Below are 25,224 nucleotides of genomic sequence, written 5' to 3'. Positions count from 1 at the left end.
GATGAAGAATGCATCAAGGTACCGCCCAGAGCCAGTTTCTGTGCATTAGGTGTGCGTTTTCCATGCTCGGCAGAGAACCGGCGGCAGCTGTGAAACTCGATCTCGGAAATATCAGCGTTAGGAAAGAGATGCGGCTTCTGCCATTCGGCGCCCAAGCCTGATGCTTTCGGCCACGCCTCGATCCTCTGGATAGTAGAAGCAAGTATCTGCGATTTGCAGGCCGCGGACAGGCGTTTGGACTGGCGGAAGCTTGTCGAGGAAATGAGGCTCGCAAATGGGCTGTGCGTAGCGCAGGCGTGCGACCTTCGTATCGAGGATATCGTCGTCGGTGATCGAAGGATTGATGCGCTTGATGTAACCCTTCACCTGTTCGATGAACTGACGGTCTTCCCATTTCCATTTGGGTTGGCTGGTCGGCATGTAATAGGGCGCATAGATGATCGTTGAGCCGACCGGCCGCAGGTTGGAGAATTCGATCAGGCCGGGAATATCCATGCTGTCATCGACGATGTTCAGCCAGAAGTGCGGCGTGACCGATTTTTTCAATTTGAACAGAACGCAAATGGCTCCGATGTTCCGGATGGATGCGTATCTGTCCCGAAAGCCTTGAGGCAGATCCGGTATGAGGTCGTTGATGAAAGGGATCGGTATCGTGGAAATGACCGCATCCGCTCGATAGTTTGCACCCGCAGCGAAGACGCCTGTTACACGTCCGTCTTCGACGCGCACGTGATCGGCCTGAGCTCCAAGATGAATTCGCCCGCCTTTACGTTGGATGTTATTGGCGATTTCATGCATCAGCGTCTTTGATCCGCCCTCGATGTATCCGAGTTGTTCCTGAAAGATGGATTTTCTGGAATTCCCGATGCGCTTGATGCGGGTGGCTATCCATGATGCGGAAACTTCATCGGCGAGCTCATAGAATTTCAACTCCTGAAGCCGTTTCCAGAGCTTGGCGTAAACCGATTTGCCGGACCCGCGTTCGATCCATTCTCGGGAGGTCAGATGCTCGATCGCAGCGAAGTTGCTGGCTTTTGTCGTCAAAAACATCTGCCATCCGGTGCGCAATTTTTCGATAATGCTGAGGTGAGGGTATCGCAGCAACGATATGGGATCGCCCCATTTGTGGATCTTGCCATGGGTGTAATAAGCCATGGATGTGTTGGCCCACCGCATTTTGTCGAAGATGCCGAGCTCTTTCATCAGATCAAACGTCGGTTGATCCGATTTGCAGATGAAATGGTAGAATCGTTCGATTGAAACGCCGGAAAAGTCGAAGTGAGCAGCCATGCCCCCGACTTCGCTGCTTGCTTCCAGCAAATCAACCTGATGCCCGAGCGTTACGGCCCGTTGCGCCGCCGCCAATCCCATCGGGCCCGCGCCCAGCACGACAATATGGCTCATGCCTCACCTAGAATGACAGCGTGATGGGTGAATGTTCCGGATCGAGAAATGTCTGGGCAAGCGCATCCCGCAACGGCGTGGGGGTTACATTAAATTGCCCCGGCCAATCGGTCACGGGAAAGGTTTCGGGAATGACCAGCGCTTCCAGCTGTTTCGTGGTGAAGGGCGGGTTTTTGTCAAAGCGGGCGTAAAGCCACAGCAGGATCCAGAAGAGCTGATACGGGATGTGAACGATCCGGGCTTTTGGTTTTACCACGTCGTGGATTGTCTTGATGAGGTCGCCGTAAGAGATTTGCTCAAGGCCCGATATATCGAAGGTGCCGGTCTTTCGGCTCATGATCGAAGATACGATAATCGAAACAAAGTCGCCGACATAAAGAGGCTGACGAATAAACTGTCCGTTTCCCGGAATTGGAAACAGGGGAACGCGATCCATGAAACGGCGAAGCCAGCCGAGGTGTTTGCGGTCAAACCAGCCAAACATCAGGGTCGGGCGAAGAATGACGTGAGGGATCGAGCTTTCGGTGTAGATTGCTTCCTGCAGGGTTTTTGACCGCGTATAAAAATCGGAAGCTTTTGAATTGACGACGGACGAGGATATGCCGACGAAATAGTTCACGGCGTGCCTGTTGGCGGCATCGAGAATATTCTTGGTTGCCAGGATATTGTTCGATTCGAATTCGTCGTATTGCAGTCCGCCGATCTGCGCCTGGTTGATGACGATGGTGTCTGCGCCCTCGAAACAGTCCTGCCAGGAACCCGCCTTCGACAGGTCGGCCTCTATCAATTGAACCGAGGGATGGATTTCACGAAATAAACGCGAATTCCCGGCATGCTTGTCGATGCCGATAAGCTCGATATTCGTGCGTGATTTCAGGCGCGCGACGAGGTTCTGCCCGACAAGGCCGGCTGCGCCAGTGACGACTATTCTGCGCATCAGAAATTCATTTTGTTGAAAATCGCGGATGGGATGGAGCGAATGATCAACATGATCAGCCGCCACCGCGCCGGAGCGTAGACCACAGGTCCTCCATGGTCGGCGGCCTTTCGCACGATTTTAGCGACGGCATCCGGAGACGCCCAAAGCGGGCCGCCCTTGGCCATGGCCTTTGTCATGGCCGTATCGGTCGGCCCCGGCTTGACGATGACGGCGCGGGGTCTCTTGCCCGCGAAACGATGACTGATGCCTTGCAGGAGAATAGCGAGGCCGCCCTTGGCCGCTCCGTAAATATAATTCGAACGGCGTCCGCGATCGCCGGCGACGGACCCCAGGACGACGAGAGAGCCCGTGCCCTGCTGCTCCAGCAGCGAGGCGGCCGCGAGCGACCATCCTGCGGCGGATCTGAAATTGACGTCGATAATGTTGCGGGTTGCCTCAGAAGATTGTTCGGCTTCGGATTGATCTCCGAGCACGCCATAGGCGAGCAGGATATGATCCAGTCCGCCCAACGCCTCTTTGGCGTGTACCAGTATCGAGGCTGGATCTGCCGTCAGGAAATCCGCTTCGAATATCTCGACGCGCCCGGCGCCGCGTATTTTAAGGTCGGCGGCGATTTGATTCAGCCGCTCGATGCTCCGGCCCACCAGGCCGATGATGGCGTTTTCCTTCGCGTAGAGCCGCGCCGTCGCTTCGGCGATACCCGACGCTGCGCCCAGAATGAGAACCTTGATTGGAGGAGACATGTTTAGAGGCCCACCCGGCGGCTGAACGAGGAAGAAAAACCAGGGTCCATGTGCGGTGTGAATTGCTCCAGATTCGGATATCCCGCTTTATACATGTCCGCTGAAATCCGACCATCCTTGGCCGGATAGAGGCGCCCGCCCGCATTTCGAACGATATCATCCAATCTGTTGAAGAGAATGGACGTCGTGGCCCGATTGGGGAAATCCATCGCCAGAGTGGCGCCCTCCCTGGGAAAAGACAGCAATCCGGGAGATGCCACGTTTCCAAATGTTTTGAGTACGGACAGAAAGGACCCCTCGCCGCTTGTTGCGATCGCCTGCAACATCTCCGTCAAGGCCGGTTCGGCTTCGGCAGGTGGTACCACGCATTGGTATTGAAAGAAGCCCTTGCGTCCATACAGCAGGTTCCATTGCCCGATCGCATCGAGCGGATAGAAGAACGGCTCATAATGAGTCGTTTTCCGATGCTTCAAGCCGGCTGCAAAGCGGTAGGCGGTGTTGAATCCGAATAGTGAATAGCGATTGAGACAAAAACCCGGAGCTTCTATGGGGATCGTCAGGTGGCCTGGCGCATGCACTTTCAGTGTTCCGGTGTCGCTGTGTCGTGCGCGTGTGAAAATGCCTTGCCCTATGCGCCCCCGCATTCCCAAACAATCTACCCAGGCGACGGTGTACGTATAGGCTTGTTCGCTTTCGGCGGACAATTTCAGAAATTCTCCGACGCTTCCGAACGGGATGACTTCTGTGTCCAGATTGGCGCTGGCGATGGGAATAAGCTCCAGCTCGGCCGAGACGATAACGCCTGTCAAACCAAGGCCGCCGATGGTCGCGGCGAACAGCCCTGTCGGGTCGTCCGGGGTCAGGGTGTGCAAGGTGCCGTCGCTTCGCAAAAGCTGAAGTTGGCGGACCCAGCGCCCGATGGTGCCTGCACTGTGATGATTTTTTCCATGGACGTCATTGGCGATGGCGCCGCCGAGGGTCACGAACTTCGTGCCGGGCGTGACGGGCAGAAAAAAACCGGCGGGGACAATCAATTTCAGGATGTCGTCGAAACTTGCACCCGCTTCCGCAACAAGACGGCCCGTTTGGCGATCGAAATGAATGAACCGGCTCAATCCGGTCATGTCGATCATGGATCCATGGCCGTTGAGACAGCTGTCTCCGTAGGATCGGCGCAGGCCGAATGCCAGAGTGCGGTGAGTATCCTGACCGCTTTCGCGGACGAGATCGTCAACCTCGTCCCGAAACGATGGAGATGCCACGCGCGCCTCTATCCGGGAGGTTCGCCCCCACGAAACGATATCGGCGCGACGCACGAAGCTCATGAAATCGCCAATGCGATTGCGGCCACAACACACGCGCCGAGAGCGAGGCAAACACGGTCGCGCAAAGCAAATGCAACAGGATCGTCCGTCATGCGGCCGCGATGGGACAATATCCATATGCGGCACACAAACAGGAAGATCGCCATCGGTGTGATCCATAACCAGACCGGCTCGGCGTAGATCATCCTGCGTGTGAAGACTTCCTCGACCATATAAATCACGACGAGGACGATAGCGGCCATCGATGAGCTCAGGCCCATGACGAGCGTCAGCACGGCATCGTCGGCCCGGTATCCTCTGCCCTCGATGTGATCGAGCCCGTGTTCGGCGGCCCGAAGGATTTCGGTATGGCGTTTGGCAAGGGCCATGGAGAAGAAGAAAAACATCGAGAAGACCATCAGCCACACGGAGGTGATGAGGGACGCGGTTATGGTCCCCATGAGCACCCGGATGGTGAAAAGCAGGGCTATCAGGAAAGTGTCGAACAGCGGAACGCGCTTCCAGCCAAACGAATAGCCAAGTGTTATCGCGGTGTAACAGATAAGGCATGCGGCGGCTGGCGGAGAGATCAATAAGCCGATCAGAAGGAGAATGGGCAATCCGAAGCTGGCAACGATTAATCCGTCGCGAATTGGAATTGCCCCGCTTGCAAAGGGGCGCCGCCGTTTCGACCAGTGTTTGCGATCCGCCGTCACATCGGCGATGTCGTTCACAACATAGGTGAGGGAAGCCACCCCACACAGGAGCAGCATGAAGACAAAAGTCGTGATGAGGCCTGTTAGGGTAACATCCGGCGCGCCGAGAATAAGTGGCACGAAGATAAGGAGATTCTTTGTCCATTGGTGAGGGCGAAAGGCGCGCCACCATGACGCAAGCGCGGGGGGCCCTTCGATGAAAGTCTGTTCGATGGGGATTCCCGAAGCCTGAAGATGGTTGGCTAGCCTTCGATTGGGTGAAACGACGATGGCAGCGCGGGCTGCCTGCCAGACCGGGATGTCGGCAGTACTGTCACCTGCATAAACGAAGCCATCAGGAAACGCCTCCAGCAACTGTCGGGCCTTGGCGCCACCCTTCAGGTTCACGTCCGGATTGGTGCCGTATATGGATTTGAATAATTTCTTCTCGGACGCAATATTGCGTGCGATTGAAATGTGCGCGGCTGTTGCGAGATGAATGTCGCGGCCAAGCGCAGACTGCTCCTCGAGATAGGAGATCAGTTCGCGATGCACCGGCAGGGATGCCGAGTCCAGCTTTGCGATCTCCACGAGCCTGGATTTGAATGCAGCTATTCCGCGCGTAAGCTGGAATAAGGATCGAAGTGTTTGGGCGGGTTTGGAAAAAAGAGAGGCCGCGAACAGTTCATATAACGAATCAACCTTGAGATAGGTGTGATCGAGATCGACAACTATCGGCAGAATCGCTTGCTGATAGGAGGCGGTATGCATAGAGGTTTGGTTCATTCGCGGTCTTGCTTTTATGAAGCCATTTCGCGTTGTATCATTTGAGCGCTAAAGCGGACTATAGGCGAAGATTTTTCTATAAGCCACAGTATGATAGCTGGGATTGGGCGAGCTTGCTGCTGCGGGATGTCCAACCGGTCAGCATCCGCAGGGCGCCTTGGACGATTAGTATCAGAATGATTGGTTCTCACGGATCGTTTGAGGAAGTAATGGCGAGTCCGGATGTGGCATGGAGCAAATTTAGCCTTCAGAAAGACCGGTTTTATTATTTGCGGGCGTCCTGCAAAGTAGATTCTCAGCCGTTTGTCCGAATTTGGAAGACGGATCCGAATTCGCATCCGTTATTTATTCCGGCTGTTCCTGAAACAGAATACATCGTGAAGTCTTCTGGCCGGGACGCTGATTTGTACGTTCTGCGGCAGGAAGTCGATGTCAAATCTTTCAGAAAAATTCATCTGAAGGATTTTTTCAAAGCGCTGCGATTTTCCCGGTTTCATCGCTTCAACCGTTATGCGGGCGATGGTCTGACGATACTCCCCCTTTTCCACGCATATGGAGCTAAGGGTCTTGAGACGTCGCGCGCTATGAGGACGATGGCGGAATGGGATGTTGGCGTTTCAAGCCCCGCTTTACAGCGGACGCTAGGATACGAGGTCGTTGAGCATCCCGTCTGCTCAAAGCCGCTGCAACTAAATGGCAGCATCGCGACCGGAATTGTCGTCCATTTGCATTATTGCGATGTCTGGCCGGATTTCGAGAGGCGGCTGCGGAATCTCACATGCCCGTTTAGTTTGATCGTGACATTGAATGAGCCGAACCCGGATTTTGCCGCTCGGATTGCCGGGCAATTTCCTGACGCCAAGGTGTTGGTCTATCCCAATCGTGGCCGTGACGTCGGGCCTTTCATTCAGCTCTTGCGAGAAGGGCATCTCGACGGTTTTGAACTGATCTGCAAATTGCACGGAAAGAAAACAGTATCGCTGGGCCCGCGCATGATTTTTGGAGAGGTTTGGCGCCGATTGCTTCTGAATGATCTGCTGGGGTCGGATGAATTGGTGACGGCTATTCTTCAAAGGTTTGTAAGCCAGCCCAGATTGGGTTTGGTGGGCTCATCTCATTTTCGGGGAAATTATCCAGATACGTGGCCACGAAATGCAGCACTCACACTTGAGCTTGCAAAACGGCTGGGGTGTCCAGAAGAGCGCTTCAAGCCGGACTTTTTTGCGGGAACGATGTTCTGGATTCGTCGTGAATTGCTTGACCTGTTAAAGCCGCTGAATCTGTCCCAGGATGACTTCCCTGAAGAAGCCGGACAAACCGATGGCACCCTTCAGCATGCGCTTGAGCGCATATTCGGAGCGCTGCCGGGAATGGCCTCTCCGCCTATGACAACTGAAGAAACGGCCTGGCCACTCGCAAAGCCGTTATCCGATTGATTCTGGTCGAGCAGGAAAGATGTTGTCCAAAGCTTGTGATAGCGGACCAAACTGCCGCTGTGTCATGACATTGGTTGCATAGAATTTATCATCTATCCGCTCGATCCAGTTCGCGTGATTGGCGATGCAGCTTTCCAGCTTGTCGAGAAGGCCATCCGGATTTTCGGCGGCGAGTTCTGGAATATACAGCTCGGACTGCGTGTAGGGCGGCGTGCTGGTGCAGACTGGTACGAGTCCACTGGCGAGATAGTCGAGCAGTTTGATATCAGACTTCGCATCGAAGAATTGCTGATTGTGCGGCGAAAGCCCCGACGGCAATGGGGCCAGCCCAATGGCGCCGGCGAAATATCGTAGAATCTCCCGGTAAGAGTTGAAGTCGAGTCGTTGGATGTATCGGGACAGCTTGAAGAGCTTGCCGAGCGCAGGGTCGAAGCGCCCGATGATGACCATTTCATAGCCATGGCGGTTCGCGATGTCCGCGAGCCGGGCGGTGAATTCCGGATTGTCGCGTGTCACGAATGGGTGGTCACCCGAGGTCCATATGATCCGCTTCTGCGGCGTGGTTGGAAAAGGGATTGGCGTTGCGTGACCGGAATACCCGTTCTTGAGGGTGATGACCGGTTTCGACGAAGGGATCTGTTGCAGCAAATGGCTTCGCAGGACGTCGGTCGAGGTCGTCACCGTTTGTGCGTGTTCCAGGCACCAGCGGATGCGCGCAACGTTGCGCGGTCTCGCTTTGACGAAATCCGGCGTGGCGGTCATCAGGTCGTCGAGGTCGTAGATGATCGGGACATTCTGGTTTTTTCGCAAAAATCGATATTGAGCCGTCGATACGTTGCGGTGGCACCAGATGTGGGTAAAGGAAAAATCCTTGTGCCATCCCATCGAATGCATGTTGCGGTCGGCCATCTGGAAGCCTGCGATCATGCCGCGCGCAAGAAGCGCTGCAAGAAACGGCCTGATGCGAATCTCGCTAAGTTCGATGTCCGATGAAAGTGCCAGAACAAGAGGTTCGGAATTCGGCCGGTATTGAAAGTGGGAATGAGAAAAAAGCATCATGTTCTGGCTTTTTGCGATGACGTCTCTTTGATGGCATCACCATCTTAGAATGCTGCAATAAAAAGGAACAGGTCGGCATCCCTGGGTTACGGTCGTTCCTATTTCCAGGAAATCCGCCTTTGGGCCCCAATAGCTTGGTTTTCGACTTGAAAATGGACTTCATAGTGGGCAATCAGGCGCAGACTGTTTGCCGCCTGGATAATATATGCCTCCGACTCCTCGGAAAATCACCGACGATCCCTATGGCGCGTTTCAGCTTATCAAGAGGCTGGTTGCGGAACAGGGTATGCTTTATTGGCGGCGGTATCTGCTCGTATTTTTTCTGATGGCGATCGGGGCCGGCGCCAACGCCGGGTCTGCATATCTGTTCGGTAAAGTCATCAACCAAGCTTATGTTTATCGCAGTATCAGCGGCATCATGACCTTGTCGGTGCTGGTCATCGCGCTCTTTACCGCCAAAGGCGTGGCTACCTATTTGCAGGCTGTCATGCTGTCACGGATCAGCAATGCCATCCTCGCCAACAACCAGCGCAGGCTCTTTGCGAAAATGATGCAGGAAAGCATCGGTTTTTATTCGCAATCGCATTCATCCGATTATTTGAATCGTCTATCCGCAGGCGCGGCCTCGATCACTCAGGTGCTGTCTCTGGTTATGACGACCGTCGGCAAGGATTTCCTGACCTTGGTCGGCCTTGTTGCCGTCATGGTATCGCAGGATCCGTTATTGTCTTTGCTGAGTCTGGTTGTGGCGCCCCCGATGTTTCTGTTCGTGCGCAAGATCGTACACAGAGTGAAGAGTCTTGCCGCAAGCCAATTCCTCAGCGCGGCAACGATCATGGAAGCCGTGCAGGAATCCTTGCAGGGAATACGCACGGTAAAGGCTTTCACGCTCGAAGGCACGATGCAGGCGCGCGTCGATCGGAGCGTTGCCGAAGTCGAAACCCATGCCAACAAGATGGCCGTCGTTTCCAACCGCTCTGGCCCTTTGATGGAAATGCTGGGCGGCGTCGCGATCGCCGGTGCTTTGATGTACGGGGGCTATCGCGTTATCGGGACCAATGCGGCGCCCGGGCAGTTCGTATCGTTCATTACGGCGTTTCTGCTGGCATATGAACCGGCGAAGCGGCTGGCGCGAGTCAATATCGATCTCAGCGGCATGTTGATCGGTGCGCGTATGCTCCTTGAAATCATCGATAGTCCGGCTTCCGAGCCGGATGATAGTAACAAGCCGGCCTTGAAGCTCACGCATGCGCAGGTCGAATTTCGTGATGTGACATTTGCCTATCGTCCCGAGCAGCCCGTACTCAAGTCGATGAATTTCATCGCACGTCCTGGCAAGGTGACGGCGCTGGTGGGACCTTCCGGTGGCGGAAAGTCGACGATCTTGTCGCTTCTCCTGCGATTTTACGAGGTGGATGGAGGAGCAGTGGTGATCGACAGCCAGCCGATCTCGGATTGCTCGCGTGTCTCGCTTCGCCGGCAGACTGCTTATGTCGGGCAGGATGTTTATCTCTTTCGTGGCTCCATCCGCGAGAACATCGCGTTCGGTAAACTCCACGCGACCGAGGAGGAGATCGTTGCAGCGGCCCGCGCCGCCTGTGCGCATGATTTCATCATGAGCTTTCCTCAGGGTTACGACACTCCGGTTGGAGAGCATGGCACTCAATTGTCCGGAGGTCAGCGCCAGCGGGTTGCAATCGCCCGGGCCTTGATCAAGGACGCTCCGATCATTCTGCTTGATGAAGCAACAGCAGCCCTCGATTCGGAATCGGAAAAGTTCGTGCAGGAAGCAATCGCGCGTTTATGCAAAGATCGCACGACGATCGTCATCGCACATCGCCTTCACACGATCATGCATGCCGACCAGATTTTAGTGGTGGAGGATGGCATGATCGTCGAATCCGGCGTTCATGGCGATCTCCTTCGGAAGGATGGCCGCTACGCCGCTTTCTTCCGCCTCCAGCAGCATGAGGCGGCGGCGCCATCTCATCATATTTGATATAATCTGTATGCGCGGGAGGGCGATCATGGCCAGATTTCGTCCCACCCCTTGATAGTTTTGCGAGGGGCTTTCCAAAGCTCCGGCTCTCAGCTTATCCTGAGTGCCGCCGCTTACGGTTTTATCGATTTGGGTGGGGGACACGATGCTGAACGACGGCCACACGTCTGCTCGGGGATGGACCGGCACCCGAATCCGTAAATTGGTTGGGTCTCGATCCGCCTTGTTGGTCGCGATGCTGGCCGTCTTGTTCGCGGCAGTATCGTCGCCCAGCTACGCTGAAACAGGATCGGTTCGCTTCAAGTTCTTCAAGGCCGGATGGTTCGTTGGCGCGCAGACGGGCAGCGGCATTCTGGAATTTCGCGACCAGATCTATCCGTTCCATGTCGGGGGTATCAGCGCGGGGTTGACGTTCGGCGGCTCCTCGACGGATTTCGTCGGCACTGCTCGTAACATGCACCAGCCAACCGACATCGAGGGCGTCTACACGGCGCTCGGCGCGGGCGTGGCGGTGGTTCGGGGCGTGCGGGTTATTCAAATGCGCAACGCAAAAGGCGTCATCCTGACTCTGGAAGGCAAACAGCTTGGACTTCAGTTTGACTTTGACCTGAGCGGCATGAACGTCTCCATCCAAAAGCAATGATAATCCGTGAGCTTCATCGAGGGCTGAGCGCGGTCGGCTGGCGCGCTACTCCGCTGCATTCCCAAGAGCTGGCGCCTTAACGGTCTGAGGCGCCTCGGGTACCTCGCAACCTGTGGCGCAGCAGCGTCCAGGCTGTTTGGAGACGCGGCGGCCTTCGTCGAGAACGCCGCGATCGAGAAGGCTCTCCACCAGTTCGACCTTTTCCATCACCGGATAATTGCGCCAGATTTCGCGCTTCATCGCTTCCGGCGAGCCTCCGCCGTGCAGCGAGATCACCGAGTACCAGCCCGCTTCGTGTGAAACTGTCAGGTCTTCAATGAAGCGCGCGACCTCGGCCCGCTGTTCGGCGGGAATATCGGGCCGGCCGCCCATGACGGCGGCGAGCGAAGCCTTGGTTTCCGGGTTGTGATCTTCATCGGGGCCCGGCAGTGCAACGATCAAGCCGCCCGAGACATAATGGGCGATCCGATGCATGTCGTAGATCTTGGTGGCAAGCAGCAGCTTGCCGATGTTGGAGAACACCGCATCCGGCATCACAGACCCGGCGGGATCCTTCGTGCAGTAAACGGATGAAGCGACGCCGCAGGCGTAGAAACCCTCCGTGATGGTGATGAGTTCCACCATCGCTTCGCGGATATGGGTATGATGCTCTATATCGAGCCCGTTGGCTTCGATCATCAGCGCTCCGGCGCCGATCAGGAGATCGCCGAACCCCGCGCGGGCGCCGATGCAGGAATGGCGGTGATGCGTGGCATAGGACGTTGTGAGGAAGCCGCCTTCCTCGGTCTCACCCGCAAGGAAAATACGATCGTGCGGCACGAAGACATCGTCGAAGATCACAACGCCGACCGACTGGCCATATTTGGCGGAGAATTTGGCGGACGCCTCGCCGGGGCGGCCTGCCGGGCGGGCGATGATGGTCACACCGGGAGCATCGCACGGGACGGCGCAGCACACCGCGCAATCCTTATCCTCTGGCGCATGCGTCCGGCACGGCATGACGAGAAACTCGTGCATATAGGGCGCGCCGGTGACAATCGCCTTGGTGCCGCGGATGACGATGCCGTCCTTGCGCCGTTCCTTGATGTGCACGTAGACGTCCGGATTGACCTGCTGGCCTGGCCGTTTTGACCGGTCGCCCTTGGCGTCGGTCATCGCGATGCCAAGTGTGAGGTCCTTCTCCTGAGCTTCGTGAAGGTAGGCGAGGAAGCGCTGGCTGTAATCCGTGCCGTGGCGCGCGTCCGTCAGGGCCGTCGACTGATAGAGACCGTTGAAGGCATCGTGCGCGAGATAGCGCTGGGCGCAACCGGATGTCTTGCAGACCAGGCGCACAGCTTCGAGCTTGTACAGCAGGTCCTGCGACGTCTCGTTGATGTGAAGCATCCGGTTGACGATCTTTCCGGAGGTGGCCTGCCGCGCCGTCATGATCGGCGCGTGCTCCTCGCTGAGCGCGAAATCGTAGGTGACGCCTACGCCCGCGATGCCGGGTGCGAGTAGCGGCTCGTCGGCCACGCTCTCCACGGCCTGTCCATTGATGAAAACCCGAGGCTTGTAGGAGCGAAGGGATTCCCGGTAGCCGTCCGCCGACATCAACATGGCGTCTCTCCCACTTGTCTCATTTATTGAACAGTGTTAAAAAATCTAACGCTGTTAGAATTACTGTCAAGCTGGATTCGAAGGACCCACGCAGTGGAAAAGGGGCAAAGGCGGCGCGAAGCGGTCAGTGAACACAAGCGCGAACTCATTCTCGATGCGGCGAAGCAGATTTTCGCCGAGGAGGGGCTTGAGGGCGCGAGCCTCAGGGCGATCGCGGTCAGAGCCGGCTACACGCCTGCAGCGCTCTATTTTTACTTCGAGTCCAAGGAAGCGATCTATGCGGAGGTGCTGAAGGCCTCCCTCGCGTCGCTTGGCGAGGCGGTTCACGAGGCGGTCGCGCAGACAAGAACGGCCGCGCAGAGGCTGAAAGCAGCAGCAATGGGTTTCTTCCGGTTCTATACAGAGAATCCACGGGATCTGGATCTTGGCTTCTACCTGTTCCGGGGCGGCATGAAGCCGGCCGGGCTCGGGCGTGCGCGCGACGAGACCCTTAATGCAGCGCTCGAAGCCGCGCTGCGCCCTATCGCCGACGCGGCGCTCGAACTCGGCGCCTCGCGGCAGAAGGCCAATCTTCTCATGGTCGATTGCTTTGCTCACGCCACGGGGTTGCTCTTGCTGCTTCACACCGGACGCATCCGCATGTTCGGCGCATCCGCCGCGGACCGGATGGAAGCTTACGTCAAGGACCGGATCGCCCACCTCTCCGAAGGCTAGAACGATGCTCACGATTGATCCCAAGCGCTCCCTTTTGCTCGTCGTCGATTTCCAGTCGCGTCTGATGCCTGCGATCGATGCAGGTGCAGTCGCAATCCGAAATGCAAATAGACTGATCGAAATGGCAGAACTGGCCGGCATCCCCTTCATGTTCACCGAGCAGAATGCCAAAGGCCTCGGCCCGACTGTCAAGGAATTGCCCGTTGGGAAAGGCCCGCTGGTTCACAAGCAATTCTTCGACGCGTGCCGGGAAAACGGTTTTCTCGACCGAATCCCCTCCGATGCGCATGTCGTTGTTGCCGGGTGTGAGGCACATGTCTGCGTCCAGCAAACGGTGCTCGGCCTGCTGCATGCTTCCCGGAAGACTTATGTCGTGCGCGATGCGCTCGGCTCACGCAGCCCGGAAGACAAGGAAACCGCGCTCCGGCGCATGGAGCGTCATGGCGCAGAAATTGTCACCACCGAGATGGTCGTCTTCGAATGGCTTCAGACAGCTGAGCACCGCAATTTTCGGGGCGCGATTGCGTTGATCAAGGAAAAATGACGATCCGCGCCTGTGAGGCCCTATAAGTCCCAAAGACTAGGCCTTGTTTTCGAATAGGCTCCCGATCATCTGGACGACCAAATCGAATGTCTTCGAATCGTCGAGGATGGACATATCGATATCGCCACTTTTCAGCGCGCTCATGAATTCTTCTTTGAGTCGCGCTGTCGACGCAATGTCTGTGGGCTTGGCAATGCGCTTGATCATATAGCCCAGGCTCAGATAGAGCGCTCCTATCACGATATGAAGCTGCTCAAGGCTCGCATCCTTGGGTAACGCAACCTTTTCGATCATCGCATGCCATCGCCGCTTGCAGGTTTATATAGCCCCAACGATGGCGAATAGCCTTTGTTCCTTGTTTGAATATTGATGGCTTCTCGAGTGCGGCTTTCCCGGACGGGAACTTGCAAGCCACAATTTAATGCGTTCGCAGAACTTGTTTACGTCGAATGCGGATTTCGACAAATTTCAACGCCTCAAAATGAGCTTGCGGCACTTAAACAGCAATCTGTTGATCAAGACCATCGCGAGATGCTTCGTGGCGATTCTGCGCGCAGTGTGCGCTGCCGAAGTGACGCTGGTGGATCTTGCATTGGATGTTTCCGTAGCAGCGCGAAGATCGAGATAACGTTGCAGAGTATTGGAATAGTGATGAGGAGAGGGGGGCGGAGGAGGCGGATTCCCGTCAAGCGTCTCTCGCACCGCCTTCCTGAGATAGACAGGCTGATGTCGCTCCTCATAAAAGGCGCGCGCGCGGGCGGAATGATCCGCCAAAAGGTCCGGCGTTAGTCCAGAAATAATTGATTCCAGTTCATCCGGTGTCCGCCATTTAAGCACTTGCGGATATGCTTCGGCCACGTCGGTGAAGAAGGCGCTGGCATAGTTTTCGTGAAGAAGCAGCGGAATGCCCGCACCCATGACCTCTACCGTCGCTCGTCCGCCGCCAAGGGGAAAAGAGCCGACATACAGATCGACATTGCGCCGGACCAACTCTGAAGCTACGTCCTCCACCCAAGGCGTATGGATGAATTTCTCCACAGCTATGTTGTTATTCTTAAGCTGTTCCTCGATCGCCGCCAGAACATGGTAAGGGAGGGGGCCGATGTGGTGATGCTCGCCGCCGGACGCCTTCATGATCAAGGGTAGCACCGAGATGTAATTATGCCGGTATGGTACCTGCTCACTCAGATATGACGTGTCGAACTTGGGAAGCCCGCCGGACGTTGCGGTAATGATTTTCCCGGAGGTCATGAATTGCGGTTGCGCCTGTCTTGCGGGAGCGTCGGCGACGAGAGGCCAGTAAATACTATTCTTGACGCCTTTGACGTTGCGGCAGTGGTGATACCCCTTGCCGTTGAAATCGACATGGGTTGCGTGAGGGATATGAACGCCGAGTGCGAGATTGTAATCGCAATTATGAAAATAAAATAATTTGTCGACGAGTTCGGGCTGAACGGCGGCGACAATGGTGGAGTCGAAATGGTGTTGCAGGATGTATGTGCGCGCGGGGCGCAGCGATCGCAGCCTGCCTTGCAGCCACTTGAGAGTGGCGTCCATTTCCTTGCTGGGGGCGAGTTCGATCTGAATGGATGGGTTGAGCTTGTGGAGTGTTTCCTTCAGCGATCGCCTGGTCAGGTCATTCATGACGTTGGAAACAAGCACAGTGATCTTTTTGCCGGGGTCCGCGCTGGCAAGATCCATCAACACCCGCGTGTGACCGCCAAGGCCAGCGACCGCGGTGACCAGGAAAACGGATTGGTCTTCGTTTATGATTTTTCCGGCGCTCATCGGGGGCAGCCGGCCGAGTTCCTGACAGACGGCATCCAGTTCCGGGGATGAGAACACGCTGCCCCAGGAACTTTCGCGCTCCATCACACGGCAGACGAGTTCTGCCACCGACCGCAAGGCATCGTCCAGGGCGCCTTGCCGGGCCATCGCGCGGACATCGTCGCAAAAGGCCCGAACGTCAGCGACATCATTCAAGGTAAAATTCATTGCCTCTTGCTCTGTTTTACGCGCGCTTTGCTCCGATCTTCTTTTGCCGCCACTTGGCAACGCTTGGGGCCGGATTCCATCGATAACCAAGATAGCCTGCCATGAATGGGTCCGATGGCGCAGGCTTTTCCGCATGTTGGGAATATCGACGGCCTGGGCCAGAACGGGCGCTCCTATGACATAATTGATGCCACGGCGAATTCGCCCGGATCGGTTGATACCGGCGCGGTGAAAGACCATGGAGTCGAAGAGGACGATCGAGCCGACCTTCGCGGGAGCGTCTGGTGGAGGGAACTCAATGCCGACTCCGACGGCATGGCCTCCGCCTTGTGGCTGCCGGCCAGATAGACCGTGCCGCCGGTTTCTTCGGTAAAGTCTTCGAGGCAAACCATGGCGCTGATGGCAAGAGGGCGCGAGCAGACCCAGTGCTGATAATTGAGGTCGCGATGCCATGACGTCTGCACCTGGACACGCTCAGGGCGATTGATAACGCCGTTCTGCATGAGCAGCAAGACGTTGGGTCCGATGAGGCGCTTGGCGACTTCGATGATTGCCGGATTCAGGGCCAGATCCAGGAAAGTGTCATCATAAGCCAATGGGCAGCGCACGATGTCCGCGTCGGAAATCGCCAGAAGATTCTCCTCTCCACCGACTTCTTCACATTGTTGTGCGTAAATTGCATCCAGCCGGCTATTGAGGTCGGCCACCCGTTCATGCGGGAGCGCGTTCGGCACGACGGCGAAACCCCGATACTGCAACGCTTCGATGGCGGCGTCGAAGTCGTCGGCCGGCTCATCCATGCGCTCTCGGACGCCGTAGCTTTTTTCATTTGCCATTATTCATCTCCCTCAAAGCAGAAAGTCCGTCCTTTTCGAAGTTAAAAGTTACTAGACAGGGGCAACTCAATTCAGGGTTCCAGCCCGCTCCAATACTGTTAGGGAGCGGCGCCTTTCCCATCGCCGCGCTTCAATCGGCATGGAGCGTTGCCCCGGATTGCCATGAGTCGAGGTCAATTCGATAGAAATCCTGCACGATCGATCTGGCGCCGAACCCTTCCTTGAATTCTATGAGGCCTCGATTTAAGTATCGTCCTTCGTTTTCGTTTGAGTTGCCGAAGTCGAAATACCGGGCGCTTTCGCGGAGGCGATCGATGAGTGTTGAGAACAGCAAATCAAGCGCGCCCTGAATCCTGCCTTCCTCGCTCGATGCAATATATTGGGCATGTATCGTGTGGCCGCAGCAAAATAGCAGGGTGCCTGCGTGGAGAGCGCCGTTTCCGAATACCCCAAACAATCGAATGTTTTGCGGAAAACGATTTCTCAGCAACAAGATCTCGTCAAGCGAATGCACAGGCTTCGTATCGTGCCGGGAATTCAGGTTCTGATTGAGAACAGCCCAGAACTCGGCAATATCTGAAATCTCTTCAAAATGAAGACCTGCCTTGAGGGCTTTCTTGAGGCCTCGCCGCCGCCTCTCCTGGACGGGAGCCTCTGCTGTGAAATCAATCACGGAGGTGACGTCGCGGCGATATAACACCCCTCCGTGATAGAATATCGCGTAACGATCTTCGTCGGCGGGCATCCGATGGTAGATGGCCGGAATCGATTTATAAACGACCTCGGATATTCCTGTGTGGCGGCAATAGTTCAACCATGCCGCAAAGACGTCCAGAGCTAGCGGCGCCGTCATGGTCTTGTCGGAAATCATCCCGCCGTAGGACAGGCCGCCATGGCTCGACATCTGCGTCCCCGATCGACTTGCGGGAAACAGCGCCTTAATGCGTCCTTCGGAGTCCGTCACGATCGTCGAAGCGTCCGTGAACCTGTCGGAATGGTATTCCAGGAATCCGCGCTGGATGAGAAACGTGCCGTTTTTGCTGAGAGCCACAAATTCGTCCCACCGCGTGCGGAGATCGGACGAATAAGGCTGAACGCTCAATTTACTCATCTGATTTGACACGAAAGAAGCGCTTCGACGCGACACGCGATATGACTGTATCCTCCTCGCGATACATTGATCCGGCAGCGGTGTCTTTCGTGATCAAGGTTCCGGGGCCGATCCAGTTGTCGGGTCCCAGCGTGACCTGATCCGCCAAAGTCGCATTCACCCCAATGAAGCTGTTGCGGCCAACGCGGCAATGTCCGGAGACTACGATCTGGGAGGCCAGGAACGCATTGTCTTCGATAACGCTATGATGCCCAATGTGATTGCCGGACCAAAGGATGACGTTGTTTCCGATTTCGCAGAACGGTTGCACCACATTGTTTTCGAAGATGAAGGTGTTTTCCCCGACAGGCACGTTTCGCCAAACGAAGGCTTGTTTGCTGATAAATGTCGCCAGCCGATAGCCCTTCGCCTTCATCTCGGCGCAAAGGCGCGTTCGGGCTCTGTTGAGTTCGCGGTAGGTCAGCGCGACAAATGCGTCATGGGTTTCCGGTGGACACCTCTCCGTCAGTTCTTCAATCGCAAGCACGGGTCGCTCAAACAGGGACTCGCGTTTGCGGAATGCGGCATGTACGGCAAAAGCCACAACATCGTATGTTTCGTCGGCATCGAACATCTCGAATGCAACTTCGGCGAAGGAGCTGTCTCCCACGATGACAAGCCGACGGTTGCCGGTTTCATTCTGTGTCATGACTTATGGCCTTCTGATCAGAACGTCTTCTCGTCTATTCGCCATAGGCAGTGAAGGATTTTGCGGCAGTACAAATGCCTGAAAGCCCGCGTTGCGGGCTCTGGCGACAAGGCCGAGTATTATCGCATCGTCAATCTGACCGGAATCCAGGGTGTTGAATTGAACGGCAGGGGAGGGTTGGCCGGCATAGTGCTCATGGTGATACGCGCGCCCTGCGTCGCTGACCAGGAATCGCTTGCGCATGCTGGTGTTCGGAATATCGCCAATGAGAAACGCGCCAGCCGTACGGTTCAGAAGCATGAGTGCCTCATCGACAAACGACCCGATGCTGCTTTCAGCAAAGACATACTGTACGACGCTATAGGCCAGAATCGAGTCGAACGGTCCGATGCTGTTCGTATCGCGAAGGCATCGCGGAAAGGGCCCTTCGATCTTGGTGATGTTCGGCGCGGTTGGAAGCGTTTCGAGTACTTCGGCTCCATCAATCAAGGTCAACTTCTGACCAAGCTCCATTGCATGAGCCACGATCGCATGTGAAAGGTCGCTGCATCCAATCCCGATGTCCAGGATCGATGCGCCGGGCTGGCCGAAAGCCGGCATCTTCGAGATAATGTCGGACAAGATCGACTGGCTTTTGCCGACGCGAAGATCGTCCGGAAAGCCGGCTTTCTGATTGCCACTTAGCGCGTTGTCCCGCGCGCGACGCTGAAATTCTTCGTATCCAGAGACGTCATAAGATACAGTTTTGGCCATTGCCGTTACATCCCAAGAAGCTTGAACGCTTCTGCGAGGCCGCTCACGACCCGATCCACCTGTTCGTCCTGCATCTCCGGCCAGAGAGGAAGGCTGAGCACTTCCTCGGCGGCACGCATGCTTTCGGGCAGTTCGCTCCGCTCGTATGTCGACCGGTATATCGGCTGCAAGTGCGGTGGAATAGGGTAGTGCACCAATGTTCCGATCCCGAGCCCGTGCAGAGCCTGCTGGAGGTTATCCCGCCGGCGCGTGCGGATAGTGTAGAGATGCCATACAGCTTCGGGATCGAACTGGGGCGTAATGCAGGGCATTCCGGCGAGGCCGCTGTTGTAGCGGCGGGCTATGGCGCGCCGTCGCTCCGTTTTCTCAGGCAAAAGCGGCAACTTGGCGCTCAGAAACGCAGCCTGCAATTCATCGAGCCTCGAATTGATGCCGATCTCATCGTGATGATACTTGATCTGCGATCCGTAGTTGCGCATCTGGCGAATACGTTCAGCCAGCTTGTCATCATTGGTGGTAACAGCGCCTCCATCACCCAAGGCGCCCAGGTTTTTTGTCGGATAAAAGCTGAAGCCGGCGGCACACCCAAGGCCGCCTGCCTTTCTCCCGTTGTGCAAGGCGCCGTGAGCCTGCGCGGCGTCTTCGACGAGATGTAATCCATGTTCAGCCGCTATCTTCGAAATGGCGGTCGCATTGGCCGTGCGTCCATAGAGATGCACCGCGATGATCGCTTTTGTTTTGGGGGTGATTGCAGCGCGGACGCGATCTGGATCAACATTGAAACTGGCGGATTCCACATCAACCGGAACAGGGATGGCTCCACATTGCGTGACGGCTAGCCACGTGGCGATAAACGTATGCCCCGGGACGATAACATGATCATCACGTCCGATATCGAGGGCACGCAGGATGAGGACGAGAGCATCGAGGCCGCTGCCGACTCCGATCGCATTTCGCACCCCGCAGAATTCAGCGAACGAGGCTTCAAACCTCGAAAGATGATCGCCTAGGATGTACTGCCCGCCATCAATAACTGTTTCGGCAGCCTTTAGAAGACTTTCGCGGATTTCCCGTGTGGCACTTTGAAGATCGAAAAAGGGAATCTTATGCACGGGGCAGAGCCATGCGTTGTTCGCGAACATAAGTTATGAAATCGGAATAGTTCCGAATGTAGTCGGCTTCATCGTAATGGTGGGATGCGAGGACGAGACAGACCGCGCCTCCGGAGAAGTTGTCGATGACGCGCCAGACACCCGGCTCTACCAATATGCCGGTATGCGGCCGATTTAATAAAATTGTCTCTACGCTTGAACCATCATCGAGATGCAGATGAAAGCTTCCGGAAAGCGCCAGAAATAACTGCCTCAGCTCTTTATGAGCATGTCCCGCCCGGGTCGATCCGCTGGGCACGTCATAAATGTAATAAAGGCGCGCGATCTCGAAGGGGATGTTCCGCCCTCCCTCCGCGATGGAAAGGTTGCCCCGGACGTCCGAGACTTTGTTCAATTCAAGCTTCTTCCAGCGTTCTGATTCCATCGCGCGTCGATGTTATATTGGTAGTTGTCGCTCGTGAAGCATTGACGGTTGTCGTCATTTGAATTGCACCGAAGAATATTATTCTCCGGCGAATGCTGCCTTGCCCACCTCGGACTTTCGGACGATCTGGAAATAAAATCCGTGGGCTGAGTTTGCCAAAGGGGAAGACTCAATGCCAGGCACTCTGCGGATTTCCCCTATCTAAAAGTGTTGCGTCGGCGGCGAAGTCAGCCGCGGCGGGTGCGCCGATCTGATCGTCAACAATCCGCCTGCACACGCGACAGAGAACCTTCCATTGCTGTTGTAGTGAAGCTTCACAGCAATGATGCCATCTGCATCTTCGCGACCATCAATCAAAGCTGTATTGTCGGAGACCTGTCCGGCAAACGCTGTAGCGTCGGCTCTTCGTCCGGATAAAATTTAAGCTCGGATATTGGGCTGAATTGACTCAAACATAGACTTCAATTTCTGCCGCTTAATGAAGTGCTTTGGCGGAGAGGGAGGGACCCTGCGTCCTATTTCAACTTGAGCCTGATTGGCGCGCTTTTTCCGTACCCGGCGATGCCGTTGGTACTGACGTCGCTACAATGGATGGCACTTTGGCGAAACACAAGGCCTCCAGGATAGTAAGGGCAATTACGGGTCTGGATCGTCAACGAGCTTTCGGCGCAACACGATCATCCGCTAGCTTGCTGATTTGCTAGCTTGATAGCATCGACTACCGGTCTTGCTGCCGCTCGATCTTTAAGAAATCAATGATTCATCGATAGATGTTTTTAGAATAGCCGGCGAACCTGTCTATGATGCGTCGGCGACGAATCTTCAAAAATTACGGACGAAGCGCCGACTCTACGACCAGATGCTGGCAAGCGCTCGTCTTATTATTCGGATTACACGTTCGGTGTCTGGGCGGACGGAGACGAAGGCGAGCAGCTCGTACCGGTCGGCAAGGCCTATTTCGGGTCCACCGATGAAGAGCTGATACAGATCGATCGTTTCGTTCGCCGCAACACCACGGAAAAATTCGGTCCTTGCGCAATAGAACGGGGTCCATCGGCAGACCTGGGCCAAAGTTTAGTTTAAACAAGGATGCTGGCCGGTTTTTTCTCTGAAAGCCGTACCTTTGGTGAATATCGGGTCACGATGCAAATCACAGCCGAACGCTTTGAAGCCTTTCTCGGCGGAACGGCTACCGATGTCACTGGGGAAGGAGAGAGTCCTAGCGTCAGCGACTGTTCATGGACTTAGGTCGAGCGCTGAGCCTGTGGCAGCCGCTGGAACTGTCTGACTTCGCATTTCCTCGGATCGCGAACCCATGGGGGCCGCCTTCCGGCGATTAACATATGTTACTCAAAAACAGACTCTTGAGCAGCTTTTTAGTTGCGTTAACATAAGTGGGTCGAGCTATTGCGCTCGAAACAGAACCCAACCTACAGGGCCGCCCTCCTTTCACGTCGTCTGATCATAAACATGCAACACCGTTAGAGAACCGAACCTGTTTCGTTCGGCGCGTTCCGTTAATGAGCAACTTTGAGAGCGTAATGAACGGCGAAACCGACGATAGCTTCCCATTCAGCGGCGGCGATACGGGCACACTCATACGCGCTCGCGATTGGGCCAATACAAGCTTAGGACCAATCTCCTGTTGGCCACAGAGCCTAAGGACGACGGTTTCCGCACTGCTGCGCTCGCCAGTCCCCATCGTGCTGCTTTGGGGACCGGATGGGATCATGCTTTACAACGATGCGTACTCCGGCTTCGCAGGTGAACGTCACCCCGCCCTGTTCGGATCGAAAGTGCGAGAGGGCTGGCCTGAGGTCGCCGCTTTTAACGATCACGTGATGAAGGTGGGTTTGAGCGGAGGTGCGCTTTCGTACCGTGATCAAGAACTCACGCTTCACCGAAAAGGTTTTCCAGAGCAAGTCTGGATGAACCTTGATTACAGCCCCGTGCTGGATGAGGAGGGCCGTCCTGCTGGTGTTCTGGCCATTGTAGTGGAAACCACCCAGCGCGTTCAAACGGAACGGTCGTTAGCCAAAACAGAGGAGCGACTGCGCCAAGCCCTCAACGCTTCTGGAATGGTGGGCACATTCGATTGGCATGTGCAGTCTGACATCTTCTTTTCGGATGCTCACTTTGCCGAAATGTTCTCGGTCGATCCTGCCAAAGGCGAAAAGGGCGCTCCTCTGGCGGAGTACGTCGCTGGTATCCATCCGGAGGATGTCGAGCGGGTCGCCAATTCGGTCAACCACGTTGTTGCGACCGGCGAAAAGTACGTTGAGGAGTACAGGCTCCTACCGAAGAATGGGAGTATGCGCTGGGTCGAAGCCCGTGGTGAATGCCTGTATGGCGAAGATGGCAAGCCTGAGCGCTTCGTCGGCGTGGTAGTGGATATAACGAATCAAAAGAACGCCCAGGAACGGCAACGGCTGCTTGCCCGTGAGGCGGACCACCGGGTGAAGAACATATTCGCCAACTTTCACTCACTTATCAGTTTGACTGCTCGGTCTTCCATCACACCGGGAGAAATGGCTCAGGCTCTTCGTGGTCGGCTTGACGCACTGTTACGAGCAAAGGATTTAGTACGTCCCGGCATTATGGGCACGGAACATGAGAGTCGGCAGACTACGGTGGATGCGCTGGTGCGCACAGTCTTGCAGCCGTATGACGATGGTTCACCAGACCGGCTTGTGGTGACCGGACCCAATTTGCCGGTGGGAGCGAAGGCTGTGACCGGCCTTGCACTCGCGTTGCATGAATCCGCTACGAACGCGGTTAAGTATGGGGCACTCTCCCGACCGACCGGGTGCATCCGTGTGACATGGGACGCGAGCGGTGATGATTTCCATTTAAGCTGGGATGAAACGGGTGGTCCGGTTATCGAGGCCGCGCCGCATAGTAGCGGTTTTGGTAGTCTTCTCACTGAGCGCACAGTCACCGGAGAGTTAGGAGGCAAGATCGAGCATGACTGGCAGCGGGATGGCCTTCGACTAAGGCTCAGCGTTCCGCTAGAGCGCCTAATGGTTTGAAGCGGGGTCACGCGAAACCGCGGAGCAAACATAATGGTTGCTCCGTCGTTAGGGAAAACGAAGGACCATCTCGATTTTCCAGGAACAGCGCATGACCGGCGCGCGCATGAGTACGCTTGCGTCCTTGCGGGACGCGATCCGCCATCTTGAGGCGCAAACCATGCCTCAGCAGATGGCGCGCGTGGCGCCATCCCGGTGTGGGTGCGACGCTGCAGGGCGGCCTCCTGCGCGGCGCGCTACATGAGGTGTTCGCGACGGAGACCCGGCAGTCGGCCTCTGCGGCCGGTTTTGTTGCAGGCATGGTTCAGCGTCTGGCGAATCATCGGCCGATCCTCTGGGTGCAGCAGGAATTCGCGGAAGCCGAAGCCGGTGTAGCGGCGGATGCGCAGGCTCTCGCTCATATCGCGGACTGGTGCGACCGCTTCACGCCGCTGGTCGCGCTCGATCCGCCATACGGATTGTTTCTCGACATCAGCGGATGCGCACATCTGTTCGGCGGTGAAGACAGAATGCTGGCGCTCGTATGCGATTCACTGGCGCGACAGGGGTTTGCCGTCAACGCAGCAATTGCCGGAACACCCACCTGCGCGCGGGCGCTGACGCGGGCTACACGCGGCCAGATCGTGCCGGAAGGGCAGGAGGCTGCCGCCGTCGCGCCGCTGCCGGTGTTCGCGCTCGGCGCGGAGGATGCGGTCACCCGTGGACTGCGCCGTGCAGGACTGAAGACCATCGGTGACGTTGCTTCCCGTGAACCGCGCGAGATTACGGCGCGGTTCGGCAAGGCGTTCACGGACATGTTGCGGGAGGTGCTTGGGCAATGCGATGTGCCGATCAGTCCGCGCCGGCCGCCGCCTGATTTCATGGTGGAGCGGCGTTTTGCCGAGCCGGTCGCGACCGAAGATACGATTGTGGCGACCGTGTCGGGCCTGGCGCAAAAACTCATGGTTACGATGGAGCGGCAGGGCAAAGGAGCCCGGCGGCTGGAGGCCAGTTTCTGTCGCGTCGATGGCGCGATGCGCACCATCGCTGTGGATGCAGGGCAGCCGATGACGCGCGCCGTCAGGCTCTAAATATTGTAAGACCTAGAATCAATAGCACCAGGAAAATGGCTACGAAGACGTAAAATAGAACTCTCGCGATGTCGGCACTCGCAGCTGATACCCCCGTGAAACCGAGCAAGCCGGCTATGATAGATACGACTAAAAAGATCAGGGCCCATTTCAAAATTGACATGTCGAAAACCCGTTCGCAGTAGACTGCCGATTGTACCAAGCTAACCGCCCTTCTGAGCGATGGTTCCGTCGGCAGTTTAGAGCCGCCTCAGACTAGGAAATATCCGCCACGCTCTCCCCAATCTCCCATCCAGCGGCTGGCAGGAACGCACGCTGCAGCGTTCCGCGGCTATGAGATAAT

The 25,224-nt window shown here is 56.2% G+C and carries 22 protein-coding genes and 1 pseudogene; 7 read left to right on the top strand and 16 right to left on the bottom strand.

Annotated features, from left to right (window positions below; all coding sequences use genetic code 11):
• Window positions 1-117: 117 nt before the first annotated feature.
• The 5 genes from AC1RNA_RS02985 to AC1RNA_RS02965 are packed head-to-tail and all read right to left on the bottom strand — an operon-like array spanning window position 118 to window position 5,872.
• The gene (locus AC1RNA_RS02985; protein WP_492950187.1) at window positions 118-1,404 is read right to left on the bottom strand and encodes an NAD(P)/FAD-dependent oxidoreductase; all 1,287 of its coding nucleotides are present in this window, start codon (window positions 1,402-1,404) and stop codon (window positions 118-120) included.
• A 7-nt stretch (window positions 1,405-1,411) separates the two neighbouring features.
• The gene (locus tag AC1RNA_RS02980) at window positions 1,412-2,407 is read right to left on the bottom strand and encodes an NAD-dependent epimerase/dehydratase family protein (protein ID WP_492950186.1); all 996 of its coding nucleotides are present in this window, start codon (window positions 2,405-2,407) and stop codon (window positions 1,412-1,414) included.
• The gene (locus AC1RNA_RS02975) at window positions 2,341-3,087 is read right to left on the bottom strand and encodes an SDR family NAD(P)-dependent oxidoreductase (RefSeq protein ID WP_492950185.1); all 747 of its coding nucleotides are present in this window, start codon (window positions 3,085-3,087) and stop codon (window positions 2,341-2,343) included. Before AC1RNA_RS02975 ends, AC1RNA_RS02980 begins: the two co-directional genes overlap by 67 nt.
• Window positions 3,088-3,089: 2 nt before the next feature.
• On the bottom strand, window positions 3,090-4,412 hold the full coding sequence (locus AC1RNA_RS02970) for an FAD-binding oxidoreductase (RefSeq protein WP_492950184.1): 1,323 nt from the start codon (window positions 4,410-4,412) through the stop codon (window positions 3,090-3,092).
• Window positions 4,409-5,872 carry a UbiA family prenyltransferase gene (locus AC1RNA_RS02965; protein ID WP_492950183.1) on the bottom strand — a complete coding sequence of 488 codons (1,464 nt, stop codon included), beginning with the start codon at window positions 5,870-5,872 and terminating at the stop codon, window positions 4,409-4,411. Before AC1RNA_RS02965 ends, AC1RNA_RS02970 begins: the two co-directional genes overlap by 4 nt.
• A gap of 209 nt (window positions 5,873-6,081) precedes the next feature.
• Here AC1RNA_RS02965 and AC1RNA_RS02960 point away from each other — a divergent pair, with 209 nt between their 5' ends.
• On the top strand, window positions 6,082-7,308 hold the full coding sequence (locus AC1RNA_RS02960; protein WP_492950182.1) for a rhamnan synthesis F family protein: 1,227 nt from the start codon (window positions 6,082-6,084) through the stop codon (window positions 7,306-7,308).
• On the opposite strand, the gene AC1RNA_RS02955 is transcribed toward AC1RNA_RS02960, so the two are convergent.
• Window positions 7,297-8,367, bottom strand: coding sequence for a glycosyltransferase family protein (locus AC1RNA_RS02955; RefSeq protein WP_492950181.1), 1,071 nt, complete (start codon window positions 8,365-8,367; stop codon window positions 7,297-7,299). The genes AC1RNA_RS02960 and AC1RNA_RS02955 overlap by 12 nt on opposite strands.
• Window positions 8,368-8,572: 205 nt before the next feature.
• On the opposite strand from AC1RNA_RS02955, the gene AC1RNA_RS02950 reads away from it, so the two are divergent.
• Both AC1RNA_RS02950 and AC1RNA_RS02945 read left to right on the top strand, forming a co-directional pair.
• A complete protein-coding gene (locus AC1RNA_RS02950; protein WP_492950180.1) occupies window positions 8,573-10,366 on the top strand; it encodes an ABC transporter ATP-binding protein in 1,794 nt (597 codons plus the stop codon).
• A 145-nt stretch (window positions 10,367-10,511) separates the two neighbouring features.
• A complete protein-coding gene (locus AC1RNA_RS02945) occupies window positions 10,512-11,009 on the top strand; it encodes a hypothetical protein (RefSeq protein WP_492950179.1) in 498 nt (165 codons plus the stop codon).
• Between the two features lie 45 nt (window positions 11,010-11,054).
• Here AC1RNA_RS02945 and AC1RNA_RS02940 read toward each other — a convergent pair whose 3' ends face one another.
• Window positions 11,055-12,605 (bottom strand): 4-hydroxyphenylacetate 3-hydroxylase family protein, encoded by a 1,551-nt coding sequence (locus AC1RNA_RS02940; RefSeq protein ID WP_492950178.1) that lies wholly within the window; start codon window positions 12,603-12,605, stop codon window positions 11,055-11,057.
• A 93-nt stretch (window positions 12,606-12,698) separates the two neighbouring features.
• On the opposite strand from AC1RNA_RS02940, the gene AC1RNA_RS02935 reads away from it, so the two are divergent.
• Window positions 12,699-13,319, top strand: coding sequence for a TetR family transcriptional regulator (locus AC1RNA_RS02935; RefSeq protein WP_492950177.1), 621 nt, complete (start codon window positions 12,699-12,701; stop codon window positions 13,317-13,319).
• A gap of 4 nt (window positions 13,320-13,323) precedes the next feature.
• Window positions 13,324-13,863, top strand: coding sequence for an isochorismatase family protein (locus AC1RNA_RS02930; RefSeq protein WP_492950176.1), 540 nt, complete (start codon window positions 13,324-13,326; stop codon window positions 13,861-13,863).
• A 36-nt stretch (window positions 13,864-13,899) separates the two neighbouring features.
• Here AC1RNA_RS02930 and AC1RNA_RS02925 read toward each other — a convergent pair whose 3' ends face one another.
• The 8 genes from AC1RNA_RS02925 to AC1RNA_RS02890 form a co-directional block, all read right to left on the bottom strand.
• On the bottom strand, window positions 13,900-14,157 hold the full coding sequence (locus AC1RNA_RS02925; protein WP_492950175.1) for a hypothetical protein: 258 nt from the start codon (window positions 14,155-14,157) through the stop codon (window positions 13,900-13,902).
• Window positions 14,158-14,331: 174 nt separating this feature from the next.
• A complete protein-coding gene (locus tag AC1RNA_RS02920) occupies window positions 14,332-16,098 on the bottom strand; it encodes a hypothetical protein (protein ID WP_492950174.1) in 1,767 nt (588 codons plus the stop codon).
• Window positions 16,032-16,694, bottom strand: coding sequence for a phytanoyl-CoA dioxygenase family protein (locus tag AC1RNA_RS02915; RefSeq protein ID WP_492950173.1), 663 nt, complete (start codon window positions 16,692-16,694; stop codon window positions 16,032-16,034). Before AC1RNA_RS02915 ends, AC1RNA_RS02920 begins: the two co-directional genes overlap by 67 nt.
• A gap of 130 nt (window positions 16,695-16,824) precedes the next feature.
• A complete protein-coding gene (locus AC1RNA_RS02910; RefSeq protein WP_492950172.1) occupies window positions 16,825-17,796 on the bottom strand; it encodes a GNAT family N-acetyltransferase in 972 nt (323 codons plus the stop codon).
• Between the two features lies 1 nt (window position 17,797).
• Window positions 17,798-18,493, bottom strand: a complete 696-nt coding sequence (locus AC1RNA_RS02905) for an acetyltransferase (RefSeq protein ID WP_492950171.1) — start codon at window positions 18,491-18,493, stop codon at window positions 17,798-17,800.
• Between the two features lie 3 nt (window positions 18,494-18,496).
• Complete coding sequence (locus tag AC1RNA_RS02900) at window positions 18,497-19,246, bottom strand: hypothetical protein (protein WP_492950170.1); 750 nt, start codon at window positions 19,244-19,246, stop codon at window positions 18,497-18,499.
• 5 nt (window positions 19,247-19,251) lie between these two features.
• Window positions 19,252-20,358, bottom strand: coding sequence for a DegT/DnrJ/EryC1/StrS family aminotransferase (locus AC1RNA_RS02895; protein WP_492950169.1), 1,107 nt, complete (start codon window positions 20,356-20,358; stop codon window positions 19,252-19,254).
• Window positions 20,351-20,782, bottom strand: coding sequence for a sugar 3,4-ketoisomerase (locus AC1RNA_RS02890; RefSeq protein WP_492950168.1), 432 nt, complete (start codon window positions 20,780-20,782; stop codon window positions 20,351-20,353). Before AC1RNA_RS02890 ends, AC1RNA_RS02895 begins: the two co-directional genes overlap by 8 nt.
• Window positions 20,783-22,512: 1,730 nt before the next feature.
• Between AC1RNA_RS02890 and AC1RNA_RS02885 the strand changes: the two genes are divergently transcribed.
• Window positions 22,513-23,811, top strand: coding sequence for a PAS domain-containing protein (locus tag AC1RNA_RS02885; RefSeq protein WP_492950167.1), 1,299 nt, complete (start codon window positions 22,513-22,515; stop codon window positions 23,809-23,811).
• Between the two features lie 299 nt (window positions 23,812-24,110).
• Window positions 24,111-24,866: pseudogene (locus tag AC1RNA_RS02880) on the top strand (Y-family DNA polymerase); the annotation flags it as partial.
• 4 nt (window positions 24,867-24,870) lie between these two features.
• Here the strand turns inward: AC1RNA_RS02880 and AC1RNA_RS02875 are convergent.
• Window positions 24,871-25,044 carry a DUF1328 domain-containing protein gene (locus AC1RNA_RS02875; RefSeq protein ID WP_492950166.1) on the bottom strand — a complete coding sequence of 58 codons (174 nt, stop codon included), beginning with the start codon at window positions 25,042-25,044 and terminating at the stop codon, window positions 24,871-24,873.
• Window positions 25,045-25,224: the final 180 nt, after the last annotated feature.

The organism is Afipia sp. GW821-FHT14H12 (assembly GCF_058803465.1).
The sequence above is the reverse complement of the archived record's forward strand: the minus strand, read 5'-3'. Positions and strand labels throughout refer to the sequence as shown.

What these genes read in the sequence shown, in the direction of transcription:
- AC1RNA_RS02985 (WP_492950187.1), bottom strand. Translation starts at nt 1,404, where the DNA reads ATGAGCCATATTGTCGTGCTGGGCGCGGGCCCGATGGGATTGGCGGCG.
- AC1RNA_RS02975 (WP_492950185.1), bottom strand. Translation starts at nt 3,087, where the DNA reads ATGTCTCCTCCAATCAAGGTTCTCATTCTGGGCGCAGCGTCGGGTATC.
- AC1RNA_RS02970 (WP_492950184.1), bottom strand. Translation starts at nt 4,412, where the DNA reads ATGAGCTTCGTGCGTCGCGCCGATATCGTTTCGTGGGGGCGAACCTCC.
- AC1RNA_RS02965 (WP_492950183.1), bottom strand. Translation starts at nt 5,872, where the DNA reads ATGAACCAAACCTCTATGCATACCGCCTCCTATCAGCAAGCGATTCTG.
- AC1RNA_RS02960 (WP_492950182.1), top strand. Translation starts at nt 6,082, where the DNA reads ATGGCGAGTCCGGATGTGGCATGGAGCAAATTTAGCCTTCAGAAAGAC.
- AC1RNA_RS02955 (WP_492950181.1), bottom strand. Translation starts at nt 8,367, where the DNA reads ATGATGCTTTTTTCTCATTCCCACTTTCAATACCGGCCGAATTCCGAA.
- AC1RNA_RS02950 (WP_492950180.1), top strand. Translation starts at nt 8,573, where the DNA reads ATGCCTCCGACTCCTCGGAAAATCACCGACGATCCCTATGGCGCGTTT.
- AC1RNA_RS02945 (WP_492950179.1), top strand. Translation starts at nt 10,512, where the DNA reads ATGCTGAACGACGGCCACACGTCTGCTCGGGGATGGACCGGCACCCGA.
- AC1RNA_RS02940 (WP_492950178.1), bottom strand. Translation starts at nt 12,605, where the DNA reads ATGTTGATGTCGGCGGACGGCTACCGGGAATCCCTTCGCTCCTACAAG.
- AC1RNA_RS02930 (WP_492950176.1), top strand. Translation starts at nt 13,324, where the DNA reads ATGCTCACGATTGATCCCAAGCGCTCCCTTTTGCTCGTCGTCGATTTC.
- AC1RNA_RS02925 (WP_492950175.1), bottom strand. Translation starts at nt 14,157, where the DNA reads ATGATCGAAAAGGTTGCGTTACCCAAGGATGCGAGCCTTGAGCAGCTT.
- AC1RNA_RS02920 (WP_492950174.1), bottom strand. Translation starts at nt 16,098, where the DNA reads ATGGTCTTTCACCGCGCCGGTATCAACCGATCCGGGCGAATTCGCCGT.
- AC1RNA_RS02915 (WP_492950173.1), bottom strand. Translation starts at nt 16,694, where the DNA reads ATGGCAAATGAAAAAAGCTACGGCGTCCGAGAGCGCATGGATGAGCCG.
- AC1RNA_RS02905 (WP_492950171.1), bottom strand. Translation starts at nt 18,493, where the DNA reads ATGACACAGAATGAAACCGGCAACCGTCGGCTTGTCATCGTGGGAGAC.
- AC1RNA_RS02900 (WP_492950170.1), bottom strand. Translation starts at nt 19,246, where the DNA reads ATGGCCAAAACTGTATCTTATGACGTCTCTGGATACGAAGAATTTCAG.
- AC1RNA_RS02890 (WP_492950168.1), bottom strand. Translation starts at nt 20,782, where the DNA reads ATGGAATCAGAACGCTGGAAGAAGCTTGAATTGAACAAAGTCTCGGAC.
- AC1RNA_RS02885 (WP_492950167.1), top strand. Translation starts at nt 22,513, where the DNA reads ATGCTTTACAACGATGCGTACTCCGGCTTCGCAGGTGAACGTCACCCC.
- AC1RNA_RS02875 (WP_492950166.1), bottom strand. Translation starts at nt 25,044, where the DNA reads ATGTCAATTTTGAAATGGGCCCTGATCTTTTTAGTCGTATCTATCATA.